8 protein-coding genes are annotated in these 13,390 nt (G+C 60.6%); 4 read left to right on the top strand and 4 right to left on the bottom strand.

Annotated elements, in window-relative coordinates; all coding sequences use genetic code 11:
* Positions 1–15: 15 nt before the first annotated feature.
* On the top strand, positions 16–1,215 hold the full coding sequence (locus ABHT90_RS07890) for an ABC transporter ATP-binding protein (protein ID WP_346982147.1): 1,200 nt from the start codon (positions 16–18) through the stop codon (positions 1,213–1,215).
* Between the two features lie 296 nt (positions 1,216–1,511).
* On the opposite strand, the gene glgP is transcribed toward ABHT90_RS07890, so the two are convergent.
* The 3 genes from glgP to galE form a co-directional block, all read right to left on the bottom strand.
* On the bottom strand, positions 1,512–3,779 hold the full coding sequence (gene glgP / locus ABHT90_RS07885) for a glycogen/starch/alpha-glucan family phosphorylase (RefSeq protein ID WP_346982145.1): 2,268 nt from the start codon (positions 3,777–3,779) through the stop codon (positions 1,512–1,514).
* A 128-nt stretch (positions 3,780–3,907) separates the two neighbouring features.
* Positions 3,908–5,425, bottom strand: coding sequence for a 4-alpha-glucanotransferase (gene malQ / locus ABHT90_RS07880; RefSeq protein ID WP_346982144.1), 1,518 nt, complete (start codon positions 5,423–5,425; stop codon positions 3,908–3,910).
* Between the two features lie 207 nt (positions 5,426–5,632).
* The gene (gene galE, locus ABHT90_RS07875; RefSeq protein ID WP_117564856.1) at positions 5,633–6,694 is read right to left on the bottom strand and encodes a UDP-glucose 4-epimerase GalE; all 1,062 of its coding nucleotides are present in this window, start codon (positions 6,692–6,694) and stop codon (positions 5,633–5,635) included.
* A gap of 268 nt (positions 6,695–6,962) precedes the next feature.
* On the opposite strand from galE, the gene ABHT90_RS07870 reads away from it, so the two are divergent.
* Complete coding sequence (locus ABHT90_RS07870; protein ID WP_346982142.1) at positions 6,963–8,168, top strand: coiled-coil domain-containing protein; 1,206 nt, start codon at positions 6,963–6,965, stop codon at positions 8,166–8,168.
* A 218-nt stretch (positions 8,169–8,386) separates the two neighbouring features.
* On the opposite strand, the gene murB is transcribed toward ABHT90_RS07870, so the two are convergent.
* Positions 8,387–9,349: a UDP-N-acetylmuramate dehydrogenase gene (murB, locus tag ABHT90_RS07865; protein WP_346982141.1), complete on the bottom strand. Its 963-nt coding sequence runs from the start codon at positions 9,347–9,349 to the stop codon at positions 8,387–8,389.
* A 183-nt stretch (positions 9,350–9,532) separates the two neighbouring features.
* Here murB and ABHT90_RS07860 point away from each other — a divergent pair, with 183 nt between their 5' ends.
* Positions 9,533–10,561 (top strand): LacI family DNA-binding transcriptional regulator, encoded by a 1,029-nt coding sequence (locus ABHT90_RS07860; RefSeq protein ID WP_346982139.1) that lies wholly within the window; start codon positions 9,533–9,535, stop codon positions 10,559–10,561.
* A gap of 204 nt (positions 10,562–10,765) precedes the next feature.
* On the top strand, positions 10,766–13,294 hold the full coding sequence (locus tag ABHT90_RS07855; RefSeq protein ID WP_346982138.1) for a phosphoketolase family protein: 2,529 nt from the start codon (positions 10,766–10,768) through the stop codon (positions 13,292–13,294).
* Positions 13,295–13,390: the final 96 nt, after the last annotated feature.

Below are 13,390 nucleotides of genomic sequence, written 5' to 3'. Positions count from 1 at the left end.
TCGAAAGGTAAAGACATGGCCGAGATCGTTCTCAAACATGTTCAGAAGGTGTATCCCAACAACGAGTCCAAAAAGAAGGGCTTCTTTGGCAAAAAGAAGAAGACCGAGGAGAAGAAGCACAACCTCAAGGTTACCGAGGACGGCGTGCTCGCGGTGGAGGACTTTAATCTCACCGTGCATGACCAGGAGTTTGTCGTTCTCGTTGGCCCGTCTGGCTGCGGCAAGTCCACGACGATGCGCATGGTCGCTGGCCTGGAGGACATCACTTCGGGCGACGTGCTCATCGACGGCAAGCGCGTCAACGACGTGGCGCCCAAGGACCGCGACATTGCCATGGTGTTCCAGAGCTATGCTCTGTACCCCAATATGACGGTGTACGAGAACATGGCGTTTACGCTTGAGCTCAAGAAGGTCCCCAAGGACGAGATCGACCGTAAGGTTCGCTCTGCTGCCGAGATCCTGGGCATTACCGAATACCTCGACCGTAAGCCCAAGGCGCTTTCGGGCGGCCAGCGCCAGCGTGTCGCCATCGGCCGCGCCATCGTGCGTGATCCTAAGGTCTTCCTGATGGACGAGCCGCTGTCCAACCTGGACGCCAAGCTGCGTAACCAGATGCGTGCCGAGCTCATCAAGCTACGCCACGAGATCAAGGGCACGTTCATCTACGTCACCCACGACCAGACCGAGGCCATGACCCTCGGCGATCGCATCGTGGTCATGAAGGACGGCGTCGTACAGCAGATTGCCACCCCGCAGGAGGTCTTCAACCATCCCGCGAACATCTTCGTCGCCGGCTTTATCGGTGTGCCGCAGATGAACTTCTTCGATGCCCAGCTGGTGCGCTCGGGCAACGGCTTCACCGTCAAGACCGAGGATATGAACGTGGCGCTCGCCCCCGAGACCTGCGCTCAGCTTGCTCTCAACTGGGACGGCGGCGACGTGAAGGAGATCACGGCCGGCGTGCGCCCCGAGCAGATTCTGCTTGCCGACAAGGACGAGGAGGGTGCGCTCCAGGGTACCGTCGAGGTGACCGAGCTCATGGGTTCGACCGAGCATGTCCACGTGACCGCTCCTGATGGCCAGTTCGTCCTGATCATTCCCGTTGTCGACCTTGAGGTCAAGCGTGCGCTCAAGGCGGGCGACCCCATCTGGTTCAAGTTCGAGAAGAACGCGACCCATCTCTTCGATAAGGTCTCTGGCAAGAACCTTATCTAGGCCCGGTGCATCCGGGCCCTCCCTTTGGGCGACTGCGGTATTGCCATCCTTTTGCCGCGGTCACATATAAGGCTCCCCTCCCGTCCACTGGGCGAGAGGGGAGCCTTTCTTTGTGTTGGGGTTGTCTGGCCGGTCGTTTGTCTCGATCTGTAACGGGTAGGGCCGTTTTGATTGAGTAGTTGTTATAGATTGAGATTGTTTGGTCGAGTCGGGTCACAGGGTAACGTGCGGGCACAAAAAACGGAGCCGTGTTGCCACGACTCCGTTTCTCAGGAGGATGGGTAAGGGAAGCGAAATTAGTTCAGGTGCCAGATCTCGTCGTTGTACTGGGAGATGGTGCGGTCGGACGAGAAGGTGCCGGCGTTGGCGATATTGATGAGCGCCTTGCGCATCCAGGCGTCCTGGTCCTCGTAGTCGGCCAGCACGCGCTCCTTGGTTTGGATGTACTCCTCAATGTCGAGCAGGGCCATAAACCAGTCCTTGCCCTTAATGTCGTCGTGCAGGCGCTGCAGGCGCTCGGCGTTGCCGGTCGCCATAAAGGCGGGGTTGGTGATGAAGTCCACCAGCAGTTTAATGCCGGGCTTGCGGTAGAGCGCACCGGCGTCATAGGCGCCGTCGGCGTAGAGCTGCTCGACCTGTTTGGACGAGGCACCAAAGGTATAGATGTTCTCGTCGCCCACGAGCTCGGCAATCTCCACGTTGGCGCCGTCAAGCGTGCACAGGGTTAGGGCGCCGTTGAGCATGAACTTCATGTTGGAGGTGCCGCTCGCCTCCTTGGAGGCCAGGCTGATCTGCTCGGAGATATCAGCGGCGGGGATCACGCGCTCGGCGGCGGTGACGTTGTAGTTCTCGATCATGACGACCTGCAGGTAGGGAGCCACGTCGGGGTCGTTTGCAATCCACTGCGACAGCGTCAAGATCAGATGGATGATGTCCTGCGCGATAGTGTAGGCAGGCGCCGCCTTGCCGCCAAAGATGATGGTGACGGGGTGCTTAGGTCTGTTGCCGTTCTTGATATCGAGGTACTTCCAGATGATGTAGAGCGCGAGCATCTGCTGACGCTTGTACTCGTGGATGCGCTTGACCTGGACGTCGATGATGGCGTTGGAGGGAATGGTCACGCCCTGCTCGAGCGCCATGAACTGGCGCATGATGGCCTTGGCCTCGACCTTGGTGGCGGCCAGGCGCTCAAGAACGTCCTTGTCGTCGGCGAAATTGGCGAGTTTGCTCAGATCGCCGGTGCTGCGCCAGTCGGTGCCGATCACATCGTCGAGCAGGCTGGCGAGCGCGGGGTTGGCCCCATGGACCCAGCGGCGGAAGGTGATGCCGTTGGTCTTATTTGAGAACTTCTCGGGGTAGATTTCGTAGAACGGATGGAGCTCGGTGTCCTCCAGGATCTTGGTGTGCAGCGCGGCGACGCCGTTGATGGAGAAGCCAAAGTGGATGTCCATGTGGGCCATGTGGACGGTGTCGTGCTCGTCGATGATGGCAACGCGCGGGTTGTCGTGCTCGGCCTTGGCGACCTCGTCGAGCTTGACGATGATGTCGGCGATGGCAGGGGAGACCTTCTGCAGGCTGGCGAGCGGCCACTTCTCGAGCGCCTCGGCAAGAATCGTGTGGTTGGTGTAGGCGACCATGGAGCGCACGATGGTAACGGCCTCGTCAAACTCAATGTCGTGCTCGGTGGTGAGCAAGCGAATGAGCTCGGGGATGACCATGGTGGGGTGCGTGTCGTTGATCTGGACCACGGCGTAGTCGGCCAGATCGTGCAGGTTACTGCCGCGCTCGACGGCCTCGTCGATCAGGAGCTGGGCGGCGTTGCTCACCATGAAGTACTCCTGATAGATGCGAAGCAGGCGGCCCTGCTCGTCGGAATCGTCGGGGTACAGGAACAAGGTGAGGTTCTTGGCGATCTCGGTCTTGTCGAAGTCGATGGAGCTGCCGGGGACCAGGCCGTCGTCGACGCTTGCCAGGTCGAACAAGCGCAGGCGGTTCTTAGTGGGCTGGCCGTAACCGGGCACATCGATGTTGACGAGCTTGGAGGTGACGGCAAAATCACCGAACTCAACGGTGTAGGAGCGGTCGTCATCGATTAGGATATCCTGCTCGCCGAGCCACTCATCGGGAACGGCCTTCTGCTGGTTGTCGACAAAGCGCTGACGGAACAGGCCGTAATGGTAGTTGAGGCCCACGCCGTCGCCGGTGAGGCCCAGCGTGGCGATAGAGTCTAGGAAGCACGCAGCCAGACGGCCCAGACCGCCGTTGCCGAGCGAAGGCTCAACCTCAAACTCCTCGATTTTGTTGAGGTCGTGGCCCGCGGCGACGAGCTGCTCCTTAACCTCGTCGTAGATACCGAGGTCGATCATGTTGTTGATAAGCAGCTTGCCGATCAAAAACTCGGCAGAGATGTAGTAGAGCTTTTTCTTGCCGTTGTTGAGCGGGCAGGCGGCGGAGCGCTCCTGCACGAGCTTGACCAGCAGCTTGTAAATGCGACGGTCGTCGAGTTGCTCAAGCGAGGTGCCAAAAGACTGCTCGGCGAGTTCCATGAGGTTAATTTGGGGCATGTTTTCTCCTGTGATGGGTTGTTTCATGTCTGCAATTCATAAGAAGCCCGCGCGAGGGGATTGGGGTGGCCTCGCGCGGGGAAAGCGAACGCGTCCACACGATGGGGTGGGGTCGGGCGCGGTTGCTCCTATTGGGGAAGCTCGATTTCGGTTTCCGACGGGATGCGGAAGTAGGTCTCCGTCCAGTCAGTAAGCTTGTGCTCGAGCTCGCGGGTGATGGCGCCATCGAGCATGCGCCAGGTCCAGTTGCCGCCTAGGGTTGCGGGGGTGTTGATGCGTGCCTCGTTGCCCAGGTTGAGCAGATCCTGCATGGTGTAGATGCAGGTGTCGCTTACGCTGGCGGCGATGGTGCGGTTGAGCGCGTCGGCCATGGACTCGCCTGCCTGCTGATGGGTGTACAGGGCCGCCTGCTCGCGCTGGCGTGGGGTGGCCGTTCCCTCAAACCAGCCGCGAGCCGTCTCGTTGTCGTGCGTGCCCACATAGGCGACGGTGTTGGCAATGTAGTTGTGCGGCAAGTAGTACGAGTTGGTGCCCTCAAAGGCAAACTGCAGGATCTTCATGCCGGGGAAGCTCGTGGTGTCGCGCATCTCGATAACGCCGGGGGTGAGGAAGCCCAGGTCTTCGGCGATGATGGGCAGCGTGCCGAGCTTTTCCTCGAGTGCCTTGAAGAGCTGGAGGCCGGGGCCCTGCGTCCACGAGCCGTAGGAAGAATCGGGCGAGGAGAACGGCACCTCCCAAAAGGCCTCGAAGCCGCGGAAGTGGTCCAGGCGGATGATGTCGTACATGTCGAGCGCGGCGCGGATGCGGCCCTCCCACCAGGAGAAGCCATCCGCCTCCATGGCGTCCCAGTCGTAGATGGGGTTGCCCCAGTACTGGCCGGTGGCCGAGAACTGATCGGGCGGCGTGCCGGCGACGCTGACGGGATTGCCGGCGGCGTCGATCTTAAAGAGCTCGGGCGTGGCCCACATCTCGACGGAGTCGCGCGAGACGTAGATGGGCAGATCGCCGATGACTAGGATGTCGCGCTCGTTGGCGTAAGCCTTGAGGCGGCTCCACTGGCGATCGAAGAAGTACTGCGTCATCTGGTGGTAGAGCATGCGCGCGGGATGGGCGGCGCAGACCTTGGCAGAAGCCTCACCGCGGGTACGGAGCTCTGCGGGCCACTCCCAAAATGCCTTGAGACCGCACTCCTCCTTGACGGTCATGAACTCGCAGTAGGGGATGAGCCAGTCTTCGTTGGTTTGGACAAACTCGTCGAAGTCGGCCGGCTTGTCGGCGGCAAAGCGCTCGGCGGCGCGGTCGAGAATCTGACGACGGCCACCAAAGATGGCGCCATAGTCGACATTGCTGGGGTCGGAGCCCAGGTACACGCCGTCGATATCGCGCTGCTCCAGGTAACCTGCCTCGATGAGCTCGGCAAAGTCAATGAAATTGGGATTGCCCGCACGGGCCGAGAACGACTGATAGGGCGAGTCGCCATAGCTCGTCGTCGTAAGGGGCAGAATCTGCCAATAATGTTGTTTGCACGAGGCGAGGAAATCGACAAAGTCATAGGCGTTCCAGCCAAAGCCGCCGATGCCATACGGTCCGGGCAGAGACGAGATGGGCATGAGAACACCGCTTGCACGCTCCATGGATGTGCTCACCAACCTTCTTGTTGTGGGATCGGCCTGCAGATGGGTGAACAGCCCGTCCCGAGTTTAGAGTCGATGTCTCTATTGTAGAACATGTTGTTTAAACATGTATAGGCAAGATGATAAAGTTGGTCGATTTTTGGCGAATGGTTACATGCCATGAAAAAGCCCCGACCTCACGACGTGAGATCGGGGCAAGAACGCTATGTAGGTTTTTTGCTACTCGGCGTCGGCGAAGCCGTTGGGGTTATGGCTCTGCCAATTCCAGCTGTCACGGCACATATCCGCGATGTCGTACTGGGCCTTCCAACCCATCATGCGCTCGGCCTTGGAGGCATCGCACCAGTTGGCGGCGATATCGCCGGCACGGCGCTCGCGGATCACGTAGGGCAGCTCCTTGCCGCACGCCTTGGAGAAGGCGGCGACGACCTCGAGTACCGAGGTGCCGGTGCCGGTGCCCAGGTTAAAGATCTCGACGCCGGTTTTGCCGTTCATCCAGTTGAGGGCGGCAACGTGACCAGATGCCAGGTCGCAGACGTGGATGTAGTCGCGAACACCGGTGCCGTCGGGGGTGGGGTAGTCGTTGCCAAAGACCTGAACGGCCTCGAGCTTACCGACGGCGACCTGGGCGACGTAAGGCACCAGGTTGTTGGGGATACCCTTGGGATCCTCGCCGATCAGGCCCGACGGATGGGCACCGATGGGATTGAAATAACGGAGCAGCACGACGTCCCACTCGGGGTCGGCGGTGTGGACGTCCATGAGGATCTGCTCAATCATCCACTTGGTCCAACCATAGGGGTTGGTCGCGGGCTTCTTGGGGTCTTCCTCGGTGACGGGCGGATTGTCCGGATCGCCGTAGACGGTCGAAGAGCTCGAGAAGATGATGGACTTACAGCCGTGGTTGCGCATGACATCGATGAGCACCAGGGTGTTCTCGATATTGTTGTGGTAGTACTCGACGGGCTTGCTCACCGACTCGCCAACGGCCTTAAAGCCGGCGAAGTGGATGACGCGGTCGATCTGGTGGGTATCGAAGATCTTGTTCATCGCATCGCGGTCGAGCACGTTGGCCTCGTAGAAGGTGAGGTTCTTGGCGGCCTCGTCGCCCACGATGGTCTTGACGCGGTCGATGGCAACGGCGCTGGAGTTGGAGAGGTCATCGACGACGACAACCTGGTAGCCACCCTCGAGCAGCTGAACGACGGTGTGCGAGCCGATAAAGCCGGCGCCGCCGGTAACGAGGACGCAGGTGTCTTTGGGGTCGAGTGCTTTGGACATGTAGTCTCCTATCGAATCAGGAACACTTCTTGAGGGGAGTATAGCGCAGCTGGGGGCGCCCAAAACACGCGGGGCAGGAAAACCAGAGGATTGATGTTAACGTACTCATAGGGTGTTATTTGCATAATCCTTACCTTTGGTGTGGGACGTATTTGCGAGCCGCTGACCATGCTTTTCCAGCCGTTCGTGGAAATAGTTGGGACAAGCGCGATGTGCGTTAATATGTTTGAGTTGAGCGACATATAAATAAGCATGTAACGGAGTACATATGTCACCAAACAACGATTCCATCTTTACGCAGGAGCTTTCGCGCCGCACTGCCCTTAAGGCTCTTTTCGGCGCCGCTTCTGCGGCTGTTCTTTTTGGCCTGCCCGCCCGCGCCCATGCGGCTGAGGCCAGTCAAGAAACCACCGACAAACTGAATGCCGCCCAGGCCCAGCTCGACGAGGTCCAGGCTCAGCTCGACAGCATTGCCAATGAGTACGCGGCGCTCGCCAACAAGAATGCCCAGACCCTCAGCGATATCGAAGGCGTGCAGGGTCAGATCGACGACACCCAGGAGCAGATCGACACCAAGAAGTCGGAGCTCAAGAAGAAGCGTAACGACCTTTCCGATCGCGTTGCCGCCAGCTACAAGTCGGGCGGTACCAATATCCTGTCGTTGCTGCTCGCTTCTGGCTCGTTTGAGGAGCTCGTCGCCAACGCGCATTACGTCGAGAAGATCAACAAGAGCGACCGTGACGCCATCGAGGACATCCAGACCATCCAGAAAGAGCTCGATACACAGAAGTCCGAGCTCGAGTCGCAAAAAGCCGACTTGGAGAAGCTCAAGGACCAGCAGACTGCTCAGATGCAGGACATGCAGGCCAAGCAGCAGGAGGTCCAGACGGTTCTGAACGGCCTCTCCGACGATGTCAAGGAGCTCATGGCCCAGCGCGATTCCGAGATTCTTGCTGCCGCTCAGGCTGAGGAGGCTGCCAAGAAGGCTGCCGCTGCCGCGGCTGCCGCAAACAAGAACAATTCCTACTCGGGTGGTTCAAGCTCGGGTGGCGGATCGTATGCGCCCGGAACTCCGCAGCAGAATGCCGGCTCGGGCAAGCAACAGGCCGTCGTCAACGCGTGCTACTCCACGCCTTCGCCGGGTCAGAATTGGTGCGCGGCGTGGGTTACCAACGTGTTCCGTAACGCCGGAGTGGGCTACTTTGGCGGCAATGCGTGCGACATGTTTAACGCCTGGTGTTACAGCTCCAATCGTTCGGCGCTGCAGGTGGGCATGATCGTGGCCGACTCGTCGCACAGCGGCACCGGTACGCCGGGTCTGCTGTACGGACACGTGGGCATCTATGTTGGCGGCGGCATCGTTATGAGCAACGAGGGCGCCATCACGTCGAGGTCGCTTGACTCGTTCATTGGGTTCTACGGCACTGGCTCTGGCGTGCGCTGGGGCTGGCTTGGCGGTATTGCGCTGTCGTAACGATAAGTTGGGCCGGGACAGTCCGAGAGGTATAAGGTTGCCTGCTCGGACAGTCCTGCTCGCACGGAGAGCACATTAAGTGCTCTCCGGCTCGTGCGGAACTCGCGATCAACCTTATACCTCTCGGACTGTCCCGGCCCTCTCGGGTCCTGAGCGCGACACACCGGACTGGTTGTCTGAATAAAAGAAAGTGAAGGCCCCTTTCGGGGCCTTCTTTTTTATAGGAATTCTCCGACTCGGTGGACTTCGGGTTCGAGGTCTACGTCGAACTGCTGCTTTACCTCGGATTGGATGTGGCGGATGAGTTCGTCGACGTCGGCGGCGGTGGCGTGGTTGGCGTTGACGATGAAGCCGCAGTGTTTTTCGCTCACCTGCGCGCCGCCGACAGCATGGCCGCGCAGACCGGCATCCATGATGAGCTTGCCGGCAAAGTAGCCCTCGGGGCGCTTGAAGGTGGAGCCGGCGCTCGGCATGTCGAGTGGCTGCTTGTCCTCGCGGCGCTGGCGGTAGTTGTCCATGTCGGCCTTGATCATCGCGGCGTTGCCCGGGGCGAGATTGAAGGTGGCCGAAAGCACGATAAAGCCGTCATCGGCGATGCGGCTCTTTCGATAACCCAGGTTGAGCTCGTCGACATCGAACTCGATGATATTGCCGCTGCCGCGGGTGCCGTCGTCGAGCTGGCGAGCGGGTTTGTAGACGCGCACGGACTCTAGCACATCGGCCATGCAGGCACCGTAGGCACCGGCGTTCATGTAGCAGGCGCCGCCGACCGATCCGGGGATGCCCGAGATGGGCTCCATGCCGGTGAGGCCGGCCTCGGCTGCCGCCGCGGCGACATCGGAAAGCAAGGCGCCGGCTGCCGCCGTGACGTGCGTGCCATTGACCGTAATGTCGGAGAGGCCCTCGCCCAGCGCTACGACGATGCCGCGGATGCCCTTGTCGCCGACGAGCAAGTCGGAGCCGTTGCCCACGATGGTGAGTGGCAGATCGCAGCGATAGCAGGTATCGAGCGTGGCGACGAGGCCCTGCTCGGTATCGGGCGTGACAAAGACGTCGGCCGGGCCGCCGATCTTAAACGTGGTGTGCTCGCGCATGGGCTCGCTCATCAGCACGTTGTCCTCGCCGGCAACGCCAGCGAGCGCGCACAGCAGGTCCTCGTTAAAAAAGTCGTTCTCGTGCATACGAATATCCGCCTTTTGGTGGTCGTTGTCATCAATCGATTGCAATATACCCCACCCGGACGGATTTGGTGCGCTGGCGGCGATAAAACAGCCGTCCACCGGATTGGTAAAGTGTTTATCACCGAGGTAGAGGGGTAGTCGCTATACTTTCAAGAGATTGCGCGTAAACCCGGAAGGAGCGAGATGGCCAACAAAGTCACCCTCAAGCAGATCGCCCAGGAGGTGGGGCTTTCCCCCTCGTCGGTCTCGCTTGTTCTCAATAATCGGCCCTGTCGCATCTCGGAAGAAAACCGCAAGCTCATCAAGGAGGTCGCGGCGCGCAACCACTATGTTCCCAACCAGATTGCGCGCAGCCTGGTCATGCGCGAGTCGCGCACGCTGGGCCTTATCGTCCCTAACATCGAGAGCCGCTTTTTTGCCTCGCTCGCCGGTAGCCTGGAAAAGCGCTGCCGCGAGGACGGCTATGCGCTCTTCATTACCAGCTCGGGCGGCAGCGCCGATGACGATCTGGAGCTGCTGCGCCAGCTGGTGACGCGCGGCGTTGATGGCGTCTTTCTGGTGGTGGGTGACGAGTTCTCCGACGACCGCGCCCTGCGCGAAGAAGTCAGCCACCTGCCCATCCCGGCGGTAATGGTCGACCGTGCCATTGAGGGGCTCGAGTGCGACAAGGTGATGTTCGACCACGAGATGGGCGGCTATATGGCCACCCGCTATCTGATCGAGCAAGGTCACCGTCGCATCGCCTGCTTGGTTAATGCCCGCCGTTCCAATACGGGTCGCAAGCGACTTGCCGGCTATGAGCGCGCGCTGCGTGAGGTTGGCCTGCCGATCGATGCACGTTTGGAGTTTGAGAGCGAGTACTACATTCCGAGCGCATACGAGGCCTCGGAGGCGGTGCTCGCAACTGACGCCACTGCCGTGTTCGCAAGCTCGGATAACATTGCCCTCGGTTTGCTCAAGCGCTTGCACGAGATGGGGAAGAGCATCCCGGGCGATATCTCGGTGGTGAGCTATGACAACTCGGCGGCCGACGTTCTCTTTGAGCCGGCGCTGACCGCGATTGAGCAGGACCCTGGTGTCCTTGCGGAGCATGCTTTTGGCTGCATGTCCAAGCGTCTTGCCGGTAGGGGCGGCAGGCGTGCCGAAGAGGTCGTTCTGGAGCCGGAGCTTATCGTTAAGGGCAGCGTGCTCGAGCTTACTAAACACAACTAAACACGTTTATCAATTTGCAGAGATCGAATGTGGAGCACCTGTGACGGGCAATGCCGCAGGTGAATGTCGCGTTTTGTTGATCGATGCGATTGATAAGGGTGGTAAAACGTTTTTTCATCATGATAAAACGTTTTAGCAAATATACTAGTCCCAACGAAAGGTTGCCGTATCGGAGGGTGACCACACAGCGAAGGGACATAAACAATGGCTAAAACACTGGGGACGCCGTGGCAAAAGCTGGGCCACGAGGTGCCGGCTTCCGAGCTCGAGGGCGTCGACCTGTATTGGCGCGCATCGAACTATCTGTCCGTCGGTCAGATCTACCTTCGCTCTAACCCGCTAATGCGCCCCGACTTTGTTGATGAGAAAACCGGTGAGGTGCGCGACTTTGGTCGTCCGGACGTTAAGCACCGCCTGGTTGGCCACTGGGGTACCACGCCCGGCATCAACTTCCTGTTCGGTCACGTCAATCGTCTGATCACCGACCACAACCAGAATGCTATCTTCTTGATGGGCCCTGGTCACGGCGGCCCCGCCGGTACTGCTCAGTCGCTGCTCGACGGCACCTACCGCGAGATTCGCCCCGACATCACCAATGACGAGGCCGGCCTGCAGAAGTTCTTCCGCCAGTTCTCTTATCCCGGCGGCATCCCGAGCCACTTTGCGCCCGAGACGCCCGGTTCCATCCACGAGGGCGGCGAGCTCGGCTACACGCTCAGCCACGCTTACGGTGCCGTCATGGACAACCCGAGCCTGTTGGCCGTGGCCGTGGTGGGCGACGGCGAGTCCGAGACCGGCCCGCTCGCGACCTCTTGGCAATCCAACAAGCTCGTGAACCCGGCAACCGACGGCATCGTCCTGCCGATCCTGCACCTCAACGGCTACAAGATCGCCAACCCCACCATCCTCGCCCGCGTGTCCGACGAAGAGCTCACCAAGTTCTTTGAGGGCATGGGCTATAAGCCGCACTTCTTTGTCGCCGGCTTTGACGACGAGAGCCACGCAAGCATTCATGCGCGTTTCGCTGCCCTGTTTGAGCAGGTCTTTGACGAGATCTGTGACATCAAGGCCACCGCGCAGGCCCAGGCCGCCTCAGGCGAGACCGTGGTTCGCCCGGCCTACCCCATGATTGTGTTCCGTACGCCCAAGGGCTGGACTTGCCCCAAGCACATCGACGGCAAGAAGACCGAGGACTCCTGGCGCGCGCATCAGGTGCCGCTGGCGAGTGCCAAGGACACCCACGAGCACTTCCGCGTGCTGCGCGAGTGGCTGCGTTCCTACAAGCCCGAGGAGCTCTTTACGCCCGAGGGCCAGGTGCGCCCCGAGGTGACGGCCTTTATGCCGACCGGCGAGCTGCGCATCGGCGCCAACCCCAACGCGAACGGCGGTAAGGTGCGTCGCGAGCTCGAGCTGCCCGATATTCATGCCCACGAGGTCCCCGTCGCAACTAAGGGTCATGGCTGGGGCTCCACCGAGGCCGCCCGCGTCTTTGGTGAGTACACTGCCGACGTCCTTGCCAAGAACATGGAGGATTTCCGCATCTTCGGCCCCGACGAGACCGCGTCCAACCGTCTGCAGGCTGCCTACAAGGTGACCAAGAAGCAGTGGGATGCCGGCTTCTACGAGGACGAGGCCAACGACGAGCTGCTGGCCGGTTCCGGTAAGGTTGTCGAGCAGCTGTCCGAGCACCAGTGCGAGGGTTTCCTCGAGGCCTACGTGCTCACCGGCCGCTCGGGTGTGTGGAGCTCCTACGAGAGCTTTGTCCACGTGGTCGATTCCATGGTCAACCAGCACTGCAAGTGGCTCGAGGCCACCAAGCGCGAGATTCCGTGGCGTGCTCCCATCAGCGGCCTCAACATTTTGCTGTCGAGCCATGTCTGGCGCCAGGACCATAACGGCTTCTCGCACCAGGACCCCGGCTTTATCGACCTGCTGCTCAACAAAGCCAACGACACGCACATCGTGAACGCATACTATCCGGCCGACGCCAACATGGCGCTTGCCGTTGCCGAGCGCGTCTACCAGTCCACCGACTGCGTCAACGCCATCTTCTGTGGCAAGCAGCCCGCCCCCACCTTCCAGACGGTCGACGAGGCCAAGTCCGAGCTCGCCGAGGGCATCGCGACCTGGGAGTGGGCGTCGACTGCCGACTCGCTCGCCGAGGCCGACGTCGTGGTCGCCACCTGTGGTGACGTGCCGACGCTCGAGGCCCTGGCTGCAACCGATATGCTGCGCAAGCTGGGCATTAAGGTGTGGTTTGTCAACGTGGTCGATCTGCTCAAGATTCAGAACGTCTGCGAGAACGATCAGGCCATCAGCGATGAGCGCTGGGCTGAGCTGTTCGGCTGCGGTGAGAAGCCCGTCCTCTTCGCCTTCCACGCCTATGCCGGTACGATTCGCCGCCTGATTTGGAACCGCCCCGGCCACGATGCCTTCCGCGTCCACGGCTACGAGGAGAAGGGCTCCACGACCACGCCGTTCGACATGCTGCGCCTGAATAACATGGACCGCTGGGCCCTGGCCGCCGACGTGTTGCGCATGGTCGACGCCGATAAGTTTGCCGAGCAGATTGATGAGTGGGAGGCCTTCCGCACCGAGGCCTTTGAGTTCGCGTGCGACGAGGGTTTCGATCACCCGGCCTTTACCGACTGGGTCTGGCCCGACGCCGCAGCCGCAACTGCTGCCGACGGCGCGCTTTCCGCAACGCAGCTAACTGCCGGCGACAACGAATAGCATCCGGGACGGTCTCGCGCTGGGGCCTGCTCCGGGCGGGTGCCCTTCCTCGGGGAAGTGGGCTTCGCGAACTTCCCCGAGGAAGGGCACCCGCCC

Origin of the sequence: Collinsella aerofaciens (assembly GCF_039758815.1) — a bacterium.
GTDB lineage: Bacteria > Actinomycetota > Coriobacteriia > Coriobacteriales > Coriobacteriaceae > Collinsella > Collinsella aerofaciens_BP.
Note: the sequence above shows the minus strand (reverse complement) of the source record. Positions and strands in the feature narration are given on the sequence as shown.

Bases quoted from the DNA above. Each gene is read 5' to 3' on its own strand.
- ABHT90_RS07890 (WP_346982147.1), top strand. From the start codon at position 16: ATGGCCGAGATCGTTCTCAAACATGTTCAGAAGGTGTATCCCAACAAC.
- glgP (WP_346982145.1), bottom strand. From the start codon at position 3,779: ATGCCCCAAATTAACCTCATGGAACTCGCCGAGCAGTCTTTTGGCACC.
- galE (WP_117564856.1), bottom strand. From the start codon at position 6,694: ATGTCCAAAGCACTCGACCCCAAAGACACCTGCGTCCTCGTTACCGGC.
- ABHT90_RS07870 (WP_346982142.1), top strand. From the start codon at position 6,963: ATGTCACCAAACAACGATTCCATCTTTACGCAGGAGCTTTCGCGCCGC.
- murB (WP_346982141.1), bottom strand. From the start codon at position 9,349: ATGCACGAGAACGACTTTTTTAACGAGGACCTGCTGTGCGCGCTCGCT.
- ABHT90_RS07860 (WP_346982139.1), top strand. From the start codon at position 9,533: ATGGCCAACAAAGTCACCCTCAAGCAGATCGCCCAGGAGGTGGGGCTT.
- ABHT90_RS07855 (WP_346982138.1), top strand. From the start codon at position 10,766: ATGGCTAAAACACTGGGGACGCCGTGGCAAAAGCTGGGCCACGAGGTG.